This window comes from Streptomyces sp. NPDC045956 (genome assembly GCF_056430705.1).
Window position 1 is genome coordinate 124,576 of sequence record NZ_JBWKKZ010000006.1, and the last position, 18,811, is coordinate 143,386.

Annotated in this window: 18 protein-coding genes and 1 pseudogene; 13 read left to right on the forward strand and 6 right to left on the reverse strand. The window is 74.1% G+C overall.

What is annotated here, in order from left to right:
- Positions 1 to 34: 34 nt before the first annotated feature.
- Both AC07FV_RS17575 and AC07FV_RS17580 read left to right on the forward strand, forming a co-directional pair.
- Positions 35 to 781, forward strand: a complete 747-nt coding sequence (locus AC07FV_RS17575) for a DUF4142 domain-containing protein (RefSeq protein ID WP_479088200.1) — start codon at positions 35 to 37, stop codon at positions 779 to 781.
- Between the two features lie 185 nt (positions 782 to 966).
- The gene (locus tag AC07FV_RS17580) at positions 967 to 1,497 is read left to right on the forward strand and encodes a hypothetical protein (RefSeq protein ID WP_479088202.1); all 531 of its coding nucleotides are present in this window, start codon (positions 967 to 969) and stop codon (positions 1,495 to 1,497) included.
- 49 nt (positions 1,498 to 1,546) lie between these two features.
- Here AC07FV_RS17580 and ku read toward each other — a convergent pair whose 3' ends face one another.
- The gene (ku, locus tag AC07FV_RS17585; RefSeq protein ID WP_479088204.1) at positions 1,547 to 2,644 is read right to left on the reverse strand and encodes a non-homologous end joining protein Ku; all 1,098 of its coding nucleotides are present in this window, start codon (positions 2,642 to 2,644) and stop codon (positions 1,547 to 1,549) included.
- Between the two features lie 55 nt (positions 2,645 to 2,699).
- Here ku and ligD point away from each other — a divergent pair, with 55 nt between their 5' ends.
- The 11 genes and pseudogenes from ligD (at position 2,700) to AC07FV_RS17640 (ending at position 13,010) form a co-directional block, all read left to right on the forward strand.
- Complete coding sequence (ligD, locus tag AC07FV_RS17590) at positions 2,700 to 3,581, forward strand: non-homologous end-joining DNA ligase (RefSeq protein ID WP_479088206.1); 882 nt, start codon at positions 2,700 to 2,702, stop codon at positions 3,579 to 3,581.
- Positions 3,582 to 3,763: 182 nt separating this feature from the next.
- On the forward strand, positions 3,764 to 4,534 hold the full coding sequence (locus AC07FV_RS17595; protein WP_479088207.1) for a hypothetical protein: 771 nt from the start codon (positions 3,764 to 3,766) through the stop codon (positions 4,532 to 4,534).
- Positions 4,531 to 5,775 (forward strand): ATP-binding protein, encoded by a 1,245-nt coding sequence (locus AC07FV_RS17600; protein ID WP_479088209.1) that lies wholly within the window; start codon positions 4,531 to 4,533, stop codon positions 5,773 to 5,775. Before AC07FV_RS17595 ends, AC07FV_RS17600 begins: the two co-directional genes overlap by 4 nt.
- Positions 5,776 to 5,921: 146 nt before the next feature.
- The gene (locus AC07FV_RS17605; RefSeq protein ID WP_479088211.1) at positions 5,922 to 6,107 is read left to right on the forward strand and encodes a hypothetical protein; all 186 of its coding nucleotides are present in this window, start codon (positions 5,922 to 5,924) and stop codon (positions 6,105 to 6,107) included.
- Between the two features lie 43 nt (positions 6,108 to 6,150).
- A complete protein-coding gene (locus tag AC07FV_RS17610) occupies positions 6,151 to 7,524 on the forward strand; it encodes an FtsW/RodA/SpoVE family cell cycle protein (RefSeq protein WP_479088212.1) in 1,374 nt (457 codons plus the stop codon).
- Between the two features lie 16 nt (positions 7,525 to 7,540).
- Positions 7,541 to 9,013 carry a penicillin-binding transpeptidase domain-containing protein gene (locus AC07FV_RS17615; protein ID WP_479088213.1) on the forward strand — a complete coding sequence of 491 codons (1,473 nt, stop codon included), beginning with the start codon at positions 7,541 to 7,543 and terminating at the stop codon, positions 9,011 to 9,013.
- 45 nt (positions 9,014 to 9,058) lie between these two features.
- Positions 9,059 to 9,514: pseudogene (locus tag AC07FV_RS17620) on the forward strand (DUF3291 domain-containing protein); the annotation flags it as partial.
- A gap of 216 nt (positions 9,515 to 9,730) precedes the next feature.
- Entirely contained in the window at positions 9,731 to 10,669 is a 939-nt protein-coding gene (locus AC07FV_RS17625; RefSeq protein ID WP_479088603.1) for an AurF N-oxygenase family protein, read from the forward strand.
- Between the two features lie 62 nt (positions 10,670 to 10,731).
- Positions 10,732 to 11,385, forward strand: coding sequence for a TetR/AcrR family transcriptional regulator (locus tag AC07FV_RS17630; protein WP_479088214.1), 654 nt, complete (start codon positions 10,732 to 10,734; stop codon positions 11,383 to 11,385).
- 31 nt (positions 11,386 to 11,416) lie between these two features.
- Positions 11,417 to 11,737 (forward strand): hypothetical protein, encoded by a 321-nt coding sequence (locus AC07FV_RS17635; RefSeq protein ID WP_479088215.1) that lies wholly within the window; start codon positions 11,417 to 11,419, stop codon positions 11,735 to 11,737.
- Positions 11,738 to 11,840: 103 nt separating this feature from the next.
- Positions 11,841 to 13,010, forward strand: a complete 1,170-nt coding sequence (locus AC07FV_RS17640; RefSeq protein WP_479088217.1) for a C40 family peptidase — start codon at positions 11,841 to 11,843, stop codon at positions 13,008 to 13,010.
- Here AC07FV_RS17640 and AC07FV_RS17645 read toward each other — a convergent pair.
- From AC07FV_RS17645 to AC07FV_RS17665, 5 genes are read right to left on the reverse strand one after another with little or no spacing between them, the layout of a single operon-like run.
- Complete coding sequence (locus tag AC07FV_RS17645) at positions 12,974 to 14,236, reverse strand: styrene monooxygenase/indole monooxygenase family protein (protein ID WP_383646392.1); 1,263 nt, start codon at positions 14,234 to 14,236, stop codon at positions 12,974 to 12,976. The genes AC07FV_RS17640 and AC07FV_RS17645 overlap by 37 nt on opposite strands.
- A gap of 34 nt (positions 14,237 to 14,270) precedes the next feature.
- On the reverse strand, positions 14,271 to 14,912 hold the full coding sequence (locus AC07FV_RS17650; RefSeq protein WP_383646390.1) for a GTP-binding protein: 642 nt from the start codon (positions 14,910 to 14,912) through the stop codon (positions 14,271 to 14,273).
- Positions 14,893 to 15,333, reverse strand: a complete 441-nt coding sequence (locus tag AC07FV_RS17655; protein WP_356604516.1) for a DUF742 domain-containing protein — start codon at positions 15,331 to 15,333, stop codon at positions 14,893 to 14,895. The genes AC07FV_RS17650 and AC07FV_RS17655 overlap by 20 nt, the downstream gene beginning before the upstream one ends.
- Entirely contained in the window at positions 15,330 to 15,839 is a 510-nt protein-coding gene (locus AC07FV_RS17660; RefSeq protein WP_383646383.1) for a roadblock/LC7 domain-containing protein, read from the reverse strand. The genes AC07FV_RS17655 and AC07FV_RS17660 overlap by 4 nt, the downstream gene beginning before the upstream one ends.
- Complete coding sequence (locus AC07FV_RS17665; RefSeq protein ID WP_479088604.1) at positions 15,836 to 18,808, reverse strand: sensor histidine kinase; 2,973 nt, start codon at positions 18,806 to 18,808, stop codon at positions 15,836 to 15,838. Before AC07FV_RS17665 ends, AC07FV_RS17660 begins: the two co-directional genes overlap by 4 nt.
- Positions 18,809 to 18,811: the final 3 nt, after the last annotated feature.

Here is an 18,811-nt window from a genome sequence, read left to right on the forward strand (position 1 = left end):
CGTGCGAGTCCCTCGCGTCGCCCCTGGAGGCATCATGCGCCTGTCCCGCGGCAGGATCGGAGTCGTCGTCCTGATCGGCGCGATGACCCTGACCCTCACCGCGCTGGCCTTCCCGGCCATGCTCGGTCTGGAGAAGGCCGACGGAAATCAGGACCGGGTCATCGCCAGTACGAAGTTCGGGCCGCTCACGGAGGCCGACCGCGACTTCGTGGTCAAGGTGCGGGCGGCGGGGCTGTGGGAGTACCCGCTGGGCGAGATCGTGATGGAGCGCGGGACGACCGAGGCGATGAAGACGGCCGGTGAGCACCTGGTCGTCGGCCACGCCGGTCTGGACGCGATGTGCCGCGAGATCTCGCCGGAGTTGGGCATCACCCTGCCCAACCGGGCCTCCCCGCAGCAGGAGCAGTTCGTGTCGACGGTGGACGCCAAGAGCGGCGGGGAGTTCGACTCGTCGGCGGTCAACATCATGCGGGTGACGCACGGTCAGATCTTCCCGGCGATCGCCAAGATCCGGGCGACGACCAAGAACACGCTGGTGCGGCAACTGGCCGACCTGGCCAACGACACGGTGCTGGACCACATCACGGTGCTGGAGAAGACCGGGCTCGTCGAGTACGACGAGGTCACCTTCCAGCAGACCGGCCCGGCGAAGCTGCCGCGGGAGCGGGTCACCCCGCCCCCGCCGCAGCCCGGTGAGCGGGTGCTGGTGCTGAAGCCGCGGCCCGACCTGGACGTGGAGACGGCCGCCCCGACGCCGACGCCGTCACCGGCGGCGCCCTGACCGTCGTCCGGGTCGGCTCGGCTCCGTCCGGGTCGGCTCCGTCCGGTTCGGTCCGGGTCGGGTCGGTCCGGGTCGGTCCGGGTCGGGTCGGGTCGGCGCGGTTCGGTCCCGAGGGAACGGTGGCCCCCGCCCGGCCGTCTCTCCCTGTGCAAAAGTGGACCGGACGAGGAGAGGGGGACGGGACCATGACCGCTCACGGGTCCGACAGCGGCGCCGCACCGGACGAGCCGGACGGCGTGCCGCCCGTGCCCGAGGACGTGTGGCGCAGGTTCCTCCAGGACGACGAGCGCGCCATCCGCGCCTCGGCCCCGAGGGAGCCCTCCGCGCGGGAGCGGATGCCGGACGGCGGCCCGGACGCCGGGCCGTGGGCCGGCCCCGCCCCCGCCGGGGTCGGTGAGCCGTGGCACCCGGAGGAGCCGGGCGCCCGTCCTGCCTGGCGTGAGCTGGACACCCGGGCCCGGCTCCGGCGGACCGGCCGGGTGGTCGGCACGGCCGCCGCACTGGCCCTCGCCCTGACCGCGTGGTCGCAGCTCTCCGCCGGCGGCGGCACTCCGGGCGGCGGGCCCGCCGAGACGATCGGGCGGCGCCCGGAGAGCCCGGTGCCCTCCACGGCCGCCGCGCCGACGGCGACGGGACCGGCGAGCACCGCGGTCTACGTGCCCGTCCCCACCGCGCTCCCCCACGCGTCCCCCACCCACCTGACCGCCGACGGCTGACGGCTGACGGCGCACGGGGGTGCCGGGGCGCCGCCCGGCCGGCGGAGGGTCAGGCGCTGCGCTTGCGGGGCGCCGCCTTCTTGGCGGTGCTCTTGGAGGCCGTGCTCCGGGTCGCCGCGCCCTTGCCCGTCGCCTTCTCGGCGGTGCCCGCCTCCGCCGTCTTCTTGGCGGCCCGGCCCGACCTCGCGCCGGGTTTCCCGGTGCTGGAGGCCGTGGACTTCTTGGCCTCCGCCTTCTTCGCGGCCGGCTTCTTCGCCGCCGCCGACGTGGACTTCTTGCCGCCGGTCTCCTTGGGGGCCCGCCGGGAGGAGGCCGCCCGCCGCGGCAACGACCTGACCTCGCCCTCCTCGGCCGCTCCGGCCCCCTCGCCGCCCCGGGACTCGCGCGCCGCCCGCACACTGCTCTCCAGCGCGGCCATCAGGTCCAGCACCTTGCCCGGCGCCGCCGGTTCGGGCGACTCCCGCGGTGTCTCGCCGGCGGCCTTCGCGGCGATGACCTCCTCGAGCGCCTCGCGGTACTCGTCGTGCAGGTCGTCCAGGTCGATCTCGCCGAGCGTGTCCATCAGCGCGTCCGCGAGATCCAGTTCCTGGTCGCGGACGGTGACGCCGGCGTCGGGGGCCACGCCCTCGGGGGCGCGTACCTCGTCCGGCCACAGGAGGCCGTGCATCGCGATGGCGTCGCCCACGACCCGGAGCATGCCGAGGCGCTCGCGGCCCCGCAGCGCGAACTTGGCGATGGCGACCCGGTTGCTGCGCTTGAGCGCCTCGCGCAGCAGCGTGTACGGCTTGGCGGCGGGGGCGCCGCTCGCCGCGAGGTAGTACGCCGAGCCCATCTGGAGCGGGTCGATGCGCTCCTCCGGCACGAAGGCCACGATCTCGATCGTCCGCGCGGTCGGGATCGGCAGCTGGGTCAGGTCGTCGTCGGTGATCGGGATCATCGAGCCGTCGGCGTCCTCGTAGGCCTTGCCGATCTCGTCCTGGGTGACCTCGCGGTCCTCCAGCTCGCAGACCTTCCGGTAGCGGATCCGGCCGCCGTCCTCCGTGTGGATCTGGCGGAAGGAGACCGAGTGGCTCTCGGTCGCGTTCATCAGCTTGATCGGGATGCTGACCAGGCCGAAGGAGATGGCGCCGTTCCAGATGGATCGCACGTGCCGCACCCTTCCTGTCGGGCGGTTTGTCCATGTTTCGTGAGATTCTCATGGTATGGCGCCTATCACTGAGGTGGAGGGGCGACGGCTCGCCCTCAGCAACCTGGACAAGGTGCTGTATCCGGCGGCCGGCCTCACCAAGGGCGAGCTGCTGCACTACTACGCGACGACCGCCGAGGTGCTGCTGCCGCACCTGCGGGACCGTCCCGTCTCCTTCCTGCGCTACCCGGACGGTCCGGACGGCCAGGTGTTCTTCACCAAGAACGTGCCGCCGGGTACGCCCGACTGGGTCACCACGGCCGAGGTGCCCCGGTCGGAGGGGCCGGCGCGGATGGTGCTGGTGCAGGACCTGCCGAGCCTGATGTGGGCGGCGAACCTGGTGACCGAGTTCCACACGCACCAGTGGACCGCGGACGATCCCGCCGAGGCCGACCGGCTGGTCCTCGACCTGGACCCGGGGGCGCCCGCGACCGTCGTGGACTGCTGCGAGGTCGCCCTGTGGCTCCGCGAGCGGCTGGCGGCGGACGGCATCGAGGCGTACGCCAAGACGTCCGGGGCCAAGGGGCTGCATCTGCTGGCGGGGGTGCGGGGGTCGTCGTCGGAGCGGGTGTCGGAGTACGCGAAGGCCCTGGCGGTGGAGGCGGAGCGGGCGCTTCCGCGGCTCGTGGTGCACCGGATGACGCGCAGCCTGCGGCCGGGCAAGGTCTTCGTGGACTGGAGCCAGAACGCCGCCCGCAAGACCACGGCCGCCCCCTACACCGTGCGGGCCCGCTCGGTGCCGGCGGTCTCCACTCCGGTGACGTGGGACGAGGTGGCCGGCTGCGGGCGGGCGGAGCAGCTCGTCTTCCGGCCGGACGACGTCGGGCCGCGGGTGCAGGACTTCGGCGACCTGCTGGCGCCGCTGTTCGAGCGGCGGCGGGCGGCGGAACTGCCCTGACGCGGCGGGCGTCCGGGGCCGGCACCAGCCCTCCTCCCGAAGTCCGGCAGCCCCTCACCAGGGGGACGCGGACCCGGCCGAGTAGCCCGGCCCGCGCCCGCACCCGCAAGATGGACTCCCGCACGGAACAGGCCGGCGGATCACCGACGCCGGCCGCCTGCCGGCCGAACCCCAGGAGTGCAGTGCTCCCGAGCCGCCGTGAGCGCCCCGCCCGCGTCCCCGCCGCCCTGGCGCTCCTCCTGGTGACGGTGGCGGCCGGGGCGCTGGGCGCCTGCGGCGACTCGGGCGGGCTGCGGAGCGCGGGCGCCACACCGGCCGCACGGAGCCCGGCCCTGCTCTGGCCCGACCTGACACCGGCGTCGAGCCCGGCCTACGACATCGGCGAGGTGGACAACGAGGTCGTCGAGGGGGTCGACGTGCCCGGCGGCGACCTCCGCGAGGTGGACCCGGTGGCCGTCGTGCGGGCCGAGATCGCCGCACACCCGGACGACTACGAGGACGCCGGGGCGCCGTACCGCGAGACGGCCCGCCGGATGGCGGACTGCGGTCCGGGGGGCGTCGCGCGCGAGCGCGGCCGGTGCCCGGTGCTCAGGCCGTACTACCGCGACCTGACCGGCGACGGGCGCCCCGAGATGGCCCTGGGCTTCGCACTGCTGCCCGAGAAGCTGACCGCCGTACGCGTCTACACCGTCGAGCGGGACCGTCTCGTGCGCGTCATGTCCTACGACGACGCCGTGAGCGCGGTCGAGCTGGCCGGCCGGGCGGTGATCGTCCGCTCACCCTCGGAGGTCGCGGGTTACGAGTACCGGCTCCAGTGGACGTGGGACGCCGACCAGCGGGCCATGCTGCTCACGAGCGACGAGATGCTGCGCACGGACGGAGGCGGGCGGCACACCGGGCGTCCGTCCGCGTCCCCGTCCCGGTCGGCCTCCCCCTCGGCGAGCACCCGGTGAGGCTCCGTCTCCCGCGGTGGGCCGGATCGCTCGCGGTGCGGGCCGCCGTCTTCATCACCGTGATGTGCTGTGCGCTCGCCGCGCTGCTGGGCGTGCTGGTGCATGTGTCGGTGACCGACCAGACCGTGGGCCAGGCCCGGGAGGCCGCCCTGTCCCGGCTGGCGGAGGCGACGCGGGCGTACGAGGCGGGAGACCCGCTGCGGCGGAGCGCCGGCGTCGATCCGCCGGGCCTGCCGCCGGGCCTGCGGGAGCTGGCCGTGTCGGGCCGGCGGGGCACGATGGTCGCCGAGCACGAGGGACGCCCCACGATGTGGGCGGCGGGCCCCGCGGCCGGCGGCCGGGCGCTCGCGGTGCGGGTCGACCACACCCAGGGCGAGCGCACCATCGACGGTCTGGACCGGGCGATCGTGGGGTCGTCGGCGCTCGCGATCGGGGCGACGCTGCTGGTGGGCGCGTTCGCGGTGACGCGGGTGACGCGCCGGCTGCACACGACGGCCAGGGTGGCGCGGCGGATCACCGCGGGTGACCTCGACGCACGGGTCGACGATCCCCGGGCCGGCGATCCGCGGCGCCCGCAGGACGAGGTGGCGTCGGTCGCCGCCGCGCTGGACTCCATGGCGTCGTCGCTCCAGGGCAAGCTCCTCGCCGAGCAGCGCTTCACCGCGGACGTCGCGCACGAGCTGCGCACCCCGCTCACCGGCCTGCACGCGGCGGCCGAGCTGCTCCCGCCGGGCCGCCCGACCGAGCTGGTGCGGGACCGGGTGGACGCCCTGCGCACACTCACCGAGGACCTGCTGGAGATCTCCCGGCTGGACAGCGGACGGGAGCGGCCGGAGGCGGACCCGGAGGCGCTGGGCGCGCTGGCCGTGCGGGTGGTCCGCGGCGCGGGCACCGACACCCGGGTGGACGTCGTGCGGGACGCGCGGGTGGAGACCGACCGGCGGCGGCTGGAGCGGGTGCTCGGCAACCTGGTCGTGAACGCGCACCGGCACGGGCGGGCGCCGGTGGTGCTGACGGTGGACGGGCCGGTGATCACCGTGCGGGACCACGGGGACGGCTTCCCGGAGTACCTGCTCGCCCACGGGCCGCAGCGCTTCCGCACCGAGGCCGGGGCGAGGGGGCACGGGCTCGGTCTGACGATCGCGCTGGGGCAGGCGGAGGTGCTCGGCGCCCGGCTGGAACTCGCCAACCCGCCGGGCGGCGGGGCGCTGGCGACCCTGACGCTGCCTCAGCACCGGTGACCGCGGCGGCCACCGGTCCGAGGCCGGGGTCCGGGCGGGCCGGCCGGCCGTTCCCCGATGGCGCAGTACAGCGAGCGGTGCGTACCGGGCGCTCCTAATGTGGCGGTGAGTCACCTGAGGACCCGTCCGCTCCGGAAGGTACCGCCATGCCCCTGCTTTCCGCGCTGTCCGCGTGCTCACCGTCCGCCCGGGGTGTCGCCGTCGCCGCCGGGGCGCTCACCACCACCGTGGCCGTCACGCCGGCCGTCGCCCGGGACGACCGGGGCGGCTCCGGCGAGCCCTCCTGCGGCGGCTCCACCGACACCATCGGACCCGCGCCGCGCTGGTGCTGACGCCGACCACCCCCACGCCCCCTCATATGGGTAAGTTCCGGACATGACCAAGGCCGGAACCGGAACCGGAATCACCGTGGCCCAGGCGGACACGCCCGCGCCCGTCGCCCGTCTCCCCCGGCGCCGTGGCATCGAACTCGCCCTCATCGTCATGGCCGTGCTGCTCTCGGTGTTCGGCTACTGCAACGTCGGCCTCGCCCAGCACGGCACCCTCCCGCCCGGGGCCGCCGGCTACGGCGCCGGGCTCGGCGTCCTGGCCCTCCTCGCCCACCTCGCGGTACGGCTGCGCGCCCCCTGGGCGGACCCGCTGCTGCTGCCCATCGGCGTGCTGCTCAACGGCCTCGGCCTGGTGCTGATCTACCGCCTCGACCTGGAGACGCCGGGCGACCGGGCGGCCCCGGCCCAGCTGGTGTGGTCGACGCTGGGCGTGGCGCTGTTCATCGTGGTGGTCCTGCTGCTGCGCGACCACCGCGTGCTCCAGCGCTACTCCTACGTCTGCGTCGCCGCCGCGCTCGTCCTGCTCACCGTGCCGATCTTCTTCCCGGCCGTGAACGGCGCCCGCATCTGGATCCGGATCGACAGCTTCTCCATCCAGCCCGGCGAGTTCGCCAAGGTGCTCCTCGCGGTGTTCTTCGCCTCCTACCTGGCCGCCAACCGCAGCGCGCTGGCGTACGCGGGCCGCCGCGTGTGGCGGCTCCAGCTCCCCACCGGCCGGGTCCTCGGCCCGATCGTGGCGGTGTGGCTGGTCAGCGTCGGCGTACTGGTCCTGGAGCGCGACCTCGGCACCTCGCTGCTGTTCTTCGGCCTCTTCGTCGTCCTGCTCTACGTCGCCACCGGCCGCACCGGCTGGATCGCCGTCGGTCTGCTGCTGGCCTCGCTGGGCGCGGTCGCCGTGGGCTGGCTGGAGCCGCACGTGCACAGCCGGGTGGAGGACTGGCTGCGCCCCTTCGCGTCCATCGAGGCGGGTGACGGGCCGGGCCAGCTGGCCCAGTCGCTGTTCGCCTTCGCGGCGGGCGGGATCACCGGGACGGGCCTCGGGCTCGGGCACTCCGTCCTCATCGGCTTCGCCGTCAAGTCGGACTTCATCCTCGCCACCGCCGGTGAGGAACTGGGCTTCCTCGGCCTGACCGCGATCTTCCTGCTGTACGCCCTGCTGGTGGAGCGCGGCTACCGGGCGGGGCTCGGCGCACGCGACCCCTTCGGCCGGCTGCTCGCGGTCGGCCTCTCCTCGATCGTGGCGCTCCAGGTCTTCGTCATCGCGGGCGGGGTGACCGGGCTGATCCCGCTGACCGGCATGGCGATGCCGTTCCTGGCCCAGGGCGGGTCGTCGGTCGTCACCAACTGGGCGATCGTGGCGCTGCTGATCCGGGTCAGCCACGCGGCCCGCAGCCAGGCCGACGGGCGGGGGGCGCCGTGAGAACGGAACGGCTCCGGTGACCCGGCACATCCGGCACGCCGCCGTCTTCTGCGCCCTGCTGCTGGTCGCGCTGGTGGTGAACGCCGCCCGGGTGCAGATCGTCCAGGCACCGGAGTACGACGGCAACCCGGCCAACCGCCGCCCCGACATCGCCCGCTACCAGCAGCCGCGCGGCGACATCCTGGTCGGCGGCGAGCCGGTCACCGGCTCCCGGGACACCGGCGAGCACCTGCGTTTCGAGCGGACGTACGCGGACGGGCCGATGTACGCGCCGATCACCGGCTTCGCCTCGCAGGCCTACGGCACGACCCTGCTGGAGCACGCCGAGGACGGCCTGCTGTCCGGCGCCGACCCGCTGCTCGCGCCGCTCCCCCTCTGGAACGACGTGACGGGCACCCACAACGCGGGCGGTGACGTCGTGACCACGATCGACGGGGCCGCGCAGCGGGCGGCGTTCGAGGGGCTCGGCCGGCACAAGGGGGCGGTGGCCGCGATCGAGCCGTCGACCGGCCGGGTGCTGGCGCTGGTGTCCACACCGTCGTACGACCCGCAGTCGCTGTCCGGGAACGGCACGGCGGCCACCCGCACCTGGGACCGGCTGAACGGCGACCCGGACCGGCCGATGCTCAACCGGGCCGTGCGCCGCACCTATCCCCCGGGGTCGACCTTCAAGGTGGTCACCGCGGCGGCGGCGCTGGACGCGGGCGTGGTCCGGGACCTCGACGCCCCGACCCGCTCCCCGGACCCGTACACGCTCCCCGGGACGCGGACCAGGCTGACGAACGAGGCCGAGGGGTGCCGGGACGCCTCGCTGCGGGAGGCTTTCGAGTGGTCCTGCAACACGGTGTTCGCCAAGCTCGGCGTGGACGTGGGCGTGCGCCGCATGGCGGCCACGGCGGAGGCCTTCGGCTTCAACGACGCGGGGCTGCGCATCCCCTTCGCCGTCTCGCCGAGCACCTTCGACACCTCCGTGGACCGGGCCCAGCTCGGGCTGTCGTCGATCGGGCAGTACAACACCCGGGCCACGCCGCTCCAGATGGCGATGGTGGCGGCGGCCGTGGCGGCGGGCGGACAGGTGCGCTCGCCGTACCTGGTGGAGCGGACCCAGCGGGCGGGCGGCAGCCTGCTGGCGACGGCCGGGTCGCGGCCCACCCGGGAGGTCATGCGCCCCGCCACGGCGACGCGGCTGAAGGAGCTGATGACCGGCGTCGTCGAGAAGGGCACCGGCGCGAACGCCGCGATCCCCGGTGCCCTCGTCGGCGGCAAGACCGGCACCGCGCAGCACGGGGTCGGCAACTCGGGCACCCCGTACGCCTGGTTCGTCTCCTGGGCGCAGGGTGAGCGGGACCTGGAGCCGAAGGTGGCGGTCGCGGTGGTGGTCGAGGGCTCGGCCGCGGACCGGGAGGGCATCAGCGGGGGCGGGCTGGCGGCGCCGATCGCACGGGCGGTGATGGAGGCCGTGCTCGGGCGGGGGACGCCCACGGGCTGAGACGCGGGGTACCGCGACGCGGGACACCGACCTAACGTTCGGTCCATGACTGGCGCCGCGTACGAACTCGCCCAGGTCGACATCGCCCGCCTCAAGGCCCCGCTCGACTCACCGCGGTTGAGGGACTTCGTCGACGCGCTCGATCCGGTGAACGCCTCCGCGGACGCGGCGGACGGCTTCGTCCGGCGCCTCCAGGGCGAGTCGGGCAACGCCACGGACGTGCCGTTCTTCGGCGACGACTGGCTCATCGTCAACCTGGCGGTGTGGCAGGACGAGGACGCGCCGACGGCGTTCATGTACCAGGGGCGGCACCGGGACATGCTGGCGCGGCGCAGAGTGGGGGTCGCCCCCACGCCTTTGAGGCAGTGGGGGAGGTTCGAGCGGCTCGCGGAGGCGGTGACGACCCTGTGGTGGGTGCCCGCGGGGCACCGGCCGACGGTCGCGGAGGCGGAGTCGCGGCTGCTGCACCTGCGGACGCACGGGCCGACGCCGTACGCGTTCACCCTGCGGACCTCGTTCCCGGCGGGGGCGCGCGAGCCGGTCGCGGGCGAGGTGCCGGAGGGGCTGGGCTGCTCGGTCCAGGAACCTGGGCGTCCGTCACTTCTTTACTCGCGGTCAACAAGTGGCGCGCGGGGGATTGACGAGCTTACTGACGCGCAGTCTCATAAGACGGAGTCAGTCCGAGTGACCGCGGTGACACGACGAGGTGGGGCAGCCATGACGACCGTGACGGAAACCGACGCACTCGAGGGCCTGCGCGACGCCCTCGGCCTGCTCAAGGACCGGGAGCAGGTCGCCGAACGGCTGCTCGACTCTTCCGCCAAGCACTCCTTCGACCCGGACAAGGAGCTGGACTGGGACGCCCCCTTCGAGGAGGGGAAGTGGTTCTGGCCGCCGGAGCTGGTGTCGCTGTACGACACCCCGCTGTGGAAGCGGATGGGCGAGGAGCAGCGGATCCTGCTCTCCCAGCACGAGGCCGCGGCCCTCGCCTCGCTCGGCATCTGGTTCGAGCTGATCCTCATGCAGCTGCTGGTGCGGCACATCTACGACAAGGCCGCGACGAGCGCGCACGTGCGCTACGCGCTCACCGAGATCGAGGACGAGTGCCGGCACTCCAAGATGTTCGCCCGGCTGATATCCCGCGGCGAGACCCCGTGGTACCCGGTGAGCCCGCTCCACCAGCACCTGGGCCGCCTGTTCAAGACGGTCTCCACCACGCCCGGCTCCTTCACCGCCACGCTGCTCGGCGAGGAGGTGCTGGACTGGATGCAGCGGCTGACCTTCCCCGACGAGCGGGTGCAGCCGCTGGTCCGGGGGGTCACGCGCATCCACGTCGTGGAGGAGGCCCGCCACGTGCGCTACGCCCGCGAGGAGCTGCGCCGCCAGATGGTGACGGCGCCGAGGTGGTCGCGGGAGTTCACCCGGGTCACCTCCGGCGAGTTCGCCCGCGTCTTCTCCATCGCCTTCATCAACCCCGAGGTGTACACGAACGTCGGGCTGGACAAGCGCGAGGCCCTCGCCCAGGTCAGGGCCAGCGGCCACCGCACGGAGATCATGCAGACCGGCGCGAAGCGCCTCACCGACTTCCTGGACGACATCGGGGTGCTGCGCGGGGTCGGCCGGCGGCTGTGGAGGTCGTCCGGGCTTCTGGCCTAGTCGGGCCGGTGCCGCCCGCTCGGCGGGGTGGGCGCGGGGGTCTGCGGGTTACGCTGCGGTTCATGACCCCGCAGGCCCCCACCCCCGCCTACCGCCGGCTCAGCGTCGAGGAGCGCCGCGTCCAGCTGCTCGACGCGGCGCTCGTCCTCTTCGCGCACCGGTCGCCGGAGGAGGTGTCCCTGGACGACGTGGCGGAGCAGGCCGGGGTCTCGCGGCCGCTGGTGTACCGGTACTTCCCGGGCGGCAAGCAGCAGCTGTACGAGGCCGCGCTGAGGTCGGCCGCCGACGAGCTGCGGCACTGCTTCGACGAACCCCGCGAGGGTCCCCTGCTGGCCCGGCTGTCCCGGGCCCTGGACCGCTACCTCACCTTCGTCGACGAGCACGACACCGGCTTCAGCGCCCTGCTGCGGGGCGGCGGCGTGGCCGAGACCTCGCGGACCTCGTCCATCGTGGACGGGGTGCGCCGGGCCGCCGCCGAGCACATCATGAGCCACCTGGACGCGGCCGACCCGGGCCCGCGGCTGCGGATGACCGTCCGGATGTGGATCACGGCGGTGGAGGCGGCCTCGCTGATCTGGCTGGACGAGGAGAAGCAGCCGCCCCGCGACGAGCTGCGGGACTGGCTCGTGGATCAGTTCCTGGCCGTCCTGACGGTCACCGCCCACCGCGACCCGCAGACCGCGACGCTGGTCGAGGCCCTCGCGGCGGACCTCTGACACCGGTGCGCGGATCGCCGACACTGGTGCCGTGAAGAGCGAAGAGACCCCCTTCGAGGGCGGCCCCATGGACGGACGGGTGCTGCCCGTCCTGACCGGCATGACCGGGCACCCCCCGAAGACGTACCGCATCCCCGTACCCGACCCGCACGGCGGGCCGCCCACCGTCCTCGTGTACCGGAGGGTGCCCCGGGACGCCCGCGGCCTGCGCCTCGCCCGCTGGAAGTACGAGTACGACCCCGAGGGCAGGGGCGGCTCCGGCCGGAAGTGGCCCTGGTCCCGGCCGGACGCCGGGGCGGGCCCCGATCCAGACGCCACGCCGGACGGCAAGCCGGACGACGCCCACGGGTGACCCCGTTGCGCCGATCCGCGCACACTCGGCGCGCGGAGTCCGGGAAGGCGCCACATGCTCGCCGTGCGGAGCGGACCCGCCGCCCCGCACCGGAGGTGAGGGCGTGTCAGGAAGGCTTCTGCGTCTGGTGTGCACGGCGGCGGTGGCGGCCGGGATCACCCTCGCGCCCGTGCCCGCCGCGGCGGACCCCGGTCCCGGCACCGGCGCCGGCCGGTCCGTGGCGGCGCTGCTGACGGATCTTCAGCGGCTGTACCGGGAAGCGGAGAAGGCCACCGAGACCTACAACGGCACCGAGGAGCGCCTGGCGGCGCAGCGTGCCGTGGTGAAGCGGCTTGACGCCGAGGCGGCGCGGGCGCGGCTGTCCCTGCGCGACAGCCGCGGCGAGGCCGGCCGGCTGGCCAGGCAGCAGTACCGGAACAGCAGCGACCTCTCCCCCTACCTGCGGCTGCTGCTGGCCCGCGAGCCGCGGCACGCGCTCGACCAGGGACACGTGATCGGGCGGCTGGCCCGGGAGCGGGCCGACACGGTGGGCCGGCTGACCGGGCGCGAGAAGAAGGCCGACGAGCTGGCGGACCGGGCACGCGAGGCCCTGGACCGGCAGGTCGCCCTGGCGAAGGAGCAGGAGGAGGCGCGGGACGACGTACGCGAGCGCCTGGGTGCCGTGGAGGAACTCCTCGCCTCGCTCACCCCCGGCGAACTGGCCGCGGTGGCACAGGCGGAGCGGAGCGGGACCGCCCGGGCGCAGGAGAGCTTCCTGGCGTCCGGGGCGCTGGGTGACGACGCGAAGCCCCCCGCCAAGCCCTCCGCCGGGGGCGACCGGGCGGTGCGCTTCGCGGTGGAGCAGGTCGGCAAGCCGTACGAGTGGGGCGCGGAGGGCCCGGCGTCCTTCGACTGCTCGGGCCTGACCTCCGCGGCCTGGGAGCGGGCCGGGACGCCCATCCCCCGCACCAGCCAGGAGCAGTGGGCGCGGCTGGAGCGCGTACCGCTGGACGAGCTGCGCCCCGGTGACCTGGTCGTGTACTTCCCCGAGGCCACCCATGTGGCGATGTACCTCGGCGGCGGCAAGGTCGTCCAGGCGCCGCGCCCCGGCGCCGAGGTCAAGGTGTCACCGATCGCGGCCAACCCGGTGCTGGGCGCCGTACGGCCCGATCCCGGCGGGGAGCCGGTGCGGTGGTACGCACCACCGCGGCTCCCCGAGGGGGCGGCGGACGGGTCGGACGAGGGGTACGCGGGCCGTTACGCGCCGGCCGCGCCGGAGACCTCCATGAGGTAGCCCTCGGTCTTCGCCGGGTCGTAGAAGAAGTTCTCGAAGTCGGCCGGGTCGTTGAAGCCGTTGGCGAAGCGGTCGGCGACGGGCTGGAGCTGTCCGGCCGCACCGATCAGGTTCAGGATGTGCTCCGGCGGCGGGGCGAGCATGGCGTTCGTCCACTTGGTGACGTGCTGCGCCGTCTGCCAGTAGCGGTCGAAGGTCTGCCGCATCCACGCCTCGTCGAACTCCTTGTCGCCCTGTTCCACGATGGAGGCGAGGTAGGAGGCGGCGCACTTGGAGGCGGAGTTGGAACCCTGGCCCGTGATCGGGTCGTTGGCGACGACCACGTCGGCGACGCCGAGGACCAGGCCGCCACCGGGAAGCCGGCCGATGGGGTTGCGGACGGTGGGGGCGTAGCGGCCCGCCAGGGTGCCGCCGGCGTCGGTCAGTTCGACCTTGGTGGCCCGCGCGTACTCCCACGGGAGGAACTTCTCCATGAGTTCCAGGGTCAGGGAGAGGTGCTCCGCGGGGTCCTTGACGTCCTTGAAGGCGTCCAGCGGGCCGCCGGGTATGCCCTCCCAGAACAGGATGTCGGCGCGGCCCGAGGTGGTGAAGGTCGGCATGATGAACATCTCGCCGACGCCGGGGACCAGGTTGCAGCGGACCGCCTCGGTCTCCGGGTGCTCCGGGCGCGGGCCCAGGCCGTGGACGTAGGCGACGGCGAGGGCGCGCTGCGGCTCGCTGTACGGGGAGCGGGAGGCGTCCCGGCCGAACATCTGGACCAGCTCGCCCTTGCCGGCCGAGACGAGGACGAGGTCGTAGGCGCGGGAGAAGTAGTCCAGGTCGCCGACGGCGGCGCCGTGGATGACCAGCTGGCCGCCGCGCTGCGCGAAGGTCTCCATCCAGCCGGCCATCTTCACCCGCTGGTCCACCGACTGCGCGATGCCGTCGAGCCGGCCCAGCCAGTCGATCGCCCGCTGCGAGGGGCCGGGGTCGAAGGAGCCGGGGGCCGCCACCGAGACGCCGAGGCCCTCGATCCTCGGGGCCTGGGACTCCCAGAAGTTCAGCTGGAGATCACGCTCGTGCTGGAGTGCCGTGTGGAACATGCACTGCGTCGACATGACCCGGCCGGTGCGGATCTCGTCCGCGGTCCGGTTGGACATCAGGGTGACCTCGTAGCCGTGGGACTGGAGGCCGAGGGCGAGTTGGAGACCGGACTGGCCGGCTCCGACGACGAGTATCTTCCGCATGCGGGGACGCTCCTAAGGGGACTGCTCGGTGGGACTACTCGGGGGTTTCGTCGAGCGCGTGGCCCACGAGGGACAAGAGGGTCTCGATGGCCGAGATCCGGCGGCGCGCATCCATGATCATTACAGGTATGTGCGCGGGGATGGTCAGCGCCTCCCGCACGTCCTCCGCGTCGAACCGCTCGCTGCCGTCGAAGTGGTTGACCGCGACGACGTACGGCAGTCCGCAGCTCTCGAAGTAGTCCAGCGCCGGGAAGCAGTCCTTCAGGCGGCGCGTGTCGGCCAGCACGACGGCACCGATCGCACCGCGCACCAGGTCGTCCCACATGAACCAGAACCGCTGCTGGCCCGGCGTGCCGAACAGGTAGAGCACCAGGTCCTCGTCGAGCGTGATGCGCCCGAAGTCCATGGCCACGGTGGTGGTGAGCTTGCCCGGGGTGGCGGTGAGGTCGTCGGTCTCCTCGCTCGCCTCGGTCATCAGCGCCTCGGTCTGCAGGGGCGTGATCTCCGAGACGGTGGTGACCAGCGTGGTCTTGCCGACCCCGAAGCCGCCCGCGACCACGATCTTCGTGGCGATGGGGGCGCGGGTGCGGTCCGTCTGCCAGGGTTGCACGGGCTCGTCGGGGTCGACGAGGGGGGCGACGCCGTATGCGGCGGCGTCAGAGACGACGGAGTCCACTGAGCACCCTTTCGAGCAGAGCGCGGTCCGGACGGCCCGTGCCGTGGCCGGTTCCGGTGCCGTATACACGGATCTTTCCCTGGTCCGCCAGGTCGCTGAGGAGCACGCGGACCACGCCGAGCGGCATCTTCAGCAGCGCGGCGATCTCGGCCACCGTACGCATACGGCGGCAGAGTTCGACGATGGCCCGCATCTCCGGCATCACGCGGGAGGTGAGCGAACCGTTCGTCAGTTCCTTGCGCTCCTCGGCGGCCTCCAGCGCGGCCGTGCCGGCCGTGGCGCCGACGAACGTCTCGACGAGCAGGACGTGGCCGAAGCGGGTGCGGCCGCCGGTGAGCGAGTAGGGGCGTACGCGGGCGGGCTTGCGGTCGGCGCCGCGTACGGGCAGGTGTTTCGGGGACTTCCTGGGGCTGGTGCTCATCGGGTACTCCCCGTCGAGGTCGACTCGGTCTCCAGGGATTTCCGCAGCTCGCTGCGGAGTTCGGGAGTCAGGACGTGGCCGGCGCGGCCCACGAAGAGCGCCATGTGGTACGCGATGACGCTCATGTCGCAGTCCGCGGAGCCGTGCACGCCGAGCAGCGAGCCGTCGCTGATGGACATCACGAACAGGCTGCCCTCGTCCATGGCGACCATCGTGTGCTTGACGCCCCCGAAGTCCATCAGCCGGGCGGCGCCGATGGTCAGGCTGCCGACCCCGGAGACGACGGTGGCCAGGTCGGCGGCGGAACCGCGCGGGCCGGCGCGGCGCACGGACTGCGCCTCGCGGGCCGCGTCGTTGCGGTCCTGGTCGGAGGAGAGCAGCAGCAGGCCGTCGGAGGATACGACCGCGACCGAGAGGATGCCGGGCACCTCCTCCACGAGGTTGGTCAACAGCCAGTGGAGATTGCGGGCTTCACTGCTCAGTCCGAAGGTACTGGGCGCGGTCAACTGCTTGCCTCCTCGACAGTGCCCCCCGTGGCTTCTTCGGTTGTGTCTGCTGCGGCCTCCGGCGCCGGGTGCGTACCGGTCCGGTCGGCGATCTCCGCCTCGACGTCGCGGCGGCCGGCCTCTGCCCCCCGGCGGAAGCCTCCCAGTCGGCGGCGGAGCGCGTCTGCGTCCACGGAGCCCGCCGTGCGCGGTCGTGGGGCCGCGGCGGGCGTGGTGAGCTTCGGGGTCCGCTTGGGCAGACCCTTGTCGGTGACGGGCTCGGCGCCCCCGGCGCTCTCGTCCGCCCCCGCGGTCCCCTCGTCCGGGGTGCGTTCGTGGGCGTCGGGGCCGATGGCGTAGGGGTCGGCGGACCGGGGGCCGGGGATCTCCGGCGCCGTGCGGGCCGGCGGGGCGGGGTCCGGCGTGGCCATCTCCGGTGCGGGCGCCTCGCGCCGGGCCGGTTCCCGGTGCTGTTCCCACGCCTGGGCCGGCTCCTGCCCCTGGGCGGGCGCCTCCTCCGGTGGCTGCGGCGGGAGCAGCAGGGCCATCGTGGCGTCGTCGGGGAGGTCGCGGCCCGCGGCCGGTCCGGCCTCGTCCGGCGCCGGAGCGGGGGCCGGGTCGGCGGCCGCCTCGGGGGCCTGAGCCGAATCCCGCTCGGCGGCCTCGGGTGCCTCGGGCGCCTCGCTCGGTGCGGCGGCTTCGGGCGCCTCGCTCGGTGCGGCGGCCTCGGGCGTCTCGTCGGGTCCGGCGGCCTCGGGCGCCTCGCTCGGTCCGGCGGCCTCGGCGCGGCGTACGGCCTGTTCCGCCGAGGCCACCAGCGGGTCCACGCCGTGCCGGACGCTCTTCTCCGCCCGCCCGTGCAGGACGTTGGAGTTGGCCTCCGCGTCGGCACCCGGCAGGGAGAAGGAGCCCGTGCCGTCGGTCATCGGCACGGTCTGGGCGAGCGCGGCCGGCGGCGCCGGGGCGAGCAGCGGGCTCGGCAGGACCACCACGGCCGCGACACCGCCCTGCTTCTGCTCCCGCAGCCGCACCCGGGCCCCGTGCCGGTGGGCGAGGCGGGCCACCACGTACAGGCCGAGGCCGAGACCGTCCTCGCCCTCCTGGTCGTAGGGCGCCTCCGGGTCGAAGTCGGTGAGGCGGGCGTTGAGCCGCTGGAGGCGCTCGGTCGCCATGCCGATGCCCTCGTCCTGGACGGAGAGCATCACCTCGCCGTTCTCCAGCAGCCAGCCGGAGACCTCGACGGGCAGGTCGGGCGGCGAGAAGGAGGTGGCGTTCTCCAGCAGTTCGGCCAGCAGGTGGGAGAGGTCGTCGGCGGCGAAGCCGGCCACGTGCGCGTGCGGCGGCAGCGCGGCGATACGGACCCGCTCGTACCGCTCGATCTCGCTGACCGCGGCGCGGACCACGTCGACCAGCGGCACCGGTCCGGCGCTGTGCTGGACGTGCTCGGTGCCGGCGAGGACGAGGAGGTTCTCGCTGTGCCGGCGCATGACCGTGGCGAAGTGGTCGAGCTTGAACAGGGTGGCGAGGCGGTCCGGGTCCTGCTCGCGCTCCTCCAGGCTCTCGATGACCGCGAGTTGCCGCTCGACCAGGCCGAGGGTGCGCAGCGCGAGGTTCACGAAGGTGCCGCCGATGCTCTTGCGGACCACCTCCAGCTGCGCGGTGGACTCGGCCAGCTGGGCGCGGAGTTCCTCGCGGGCGTCGGCCATCTTCTGGCGCTGCCCGACGAGGTGCTTGCGGTCGGACTCCAGCGTGTTGACGCGCTCGGCGAGGGTCGCGGCGTGCGCGTGCAGGGCGTTGACGGAGCGGACCACCTGGGCGAACTCGTCGTTGCGGCCGGTGAAGGCCACGGGCGTCTCGGCCGCCGGGTCCTCGGCGCCGGCCAGCCGGGCCGAGCCGCGCCGCAGCACCGACAGGGGGCGGGTGAGGCTGCGCGCCATGGCGGTGGCGATGCCGACGGCGAGCAGGATCAGGGCGCCGAGGGCGGCGACGCGGATCTCCAGCGCGGTGACGTCGTCGTCGCGCAGCTTCTCCAGGGCCGTCGTGCGCTTCTCGTACAGGGCCGACTCGGCGCCGCGCATGGCGTCGACGCGGGCGGAGAGCGCCGCGTCCAGCCTCTTGGTGCTGGTGGCGAGGTCGTCGTCGGAGAGCGTCGGCTCGTCGGTGAGTCCGGCGAGGTACTTCTCGGCGGAGTTGACCTCGGGGCCGGCGACCGTGGAGTCGAAGGCGGCGCGCGCCTCCTTCGGCGCGCCCTCGCGGAAGTCGGCGAGGGCCGCGTCGGAACGCACCCGGGCCTGCTGGGCGGCGGCGGCGAGCGCGTCGCGCTGCTCGGCGTCGGCGTCCGAGGACGTGGTCGTCTCGGTCGGCAGGCCGGTGATCGGGTCGATGACGGTCTCGGTGCTGCTCGGCACGTTCAGGGCGGCGAGCAGCAGGCCCCGGGTGGCGGCGGCCTGCTGGACGGCGGTGTCCAGTTCGGCCAGGGCGTACGCGCCGGCGCCCGCGCGGGGCGGCATCCGCTCGGCCAGTTCCTCGGCCAGGGCGTGGAGTTCGGAGATCGCCTCGGAGTAGGCGTCGTGCGCCTGGAGCGCGGTGCTCTTGCCGGTGAGCGCCGCCCGGCGCAGCGCTCCGACGGCGTCGAGGTCCTCGCGCAGGGAGGCGGGCGCGTCGGTGTCGGCGCGCAGTTCCTCCACCTGCCGGTCGACGCGCGCGCCGCGCTGCTCGGAGGGTGCCTTCGACTTGGGGCGGCCGGCGGCGATGTAGGGGACGACCTCGTCGCGCTCGTCGGCGAGGGAGTGGGCGAGGGTCAGCGCTCCCTGGGTCCGCTCGGCGAGGGTCACCAGTTCCTGGGAGTCGTGCAGTTGCCCGGAGGCGGCGACGACCGACGGGGCACCGGGCGCGGCGATGGGCGCGGCCACGACCGCCACGGCGACGATGAGGAGGTTGTGCACATGGGTTGGGCGGCCCTTTTCGACGGGGGCCGCCGGTGGTGCCAGGGA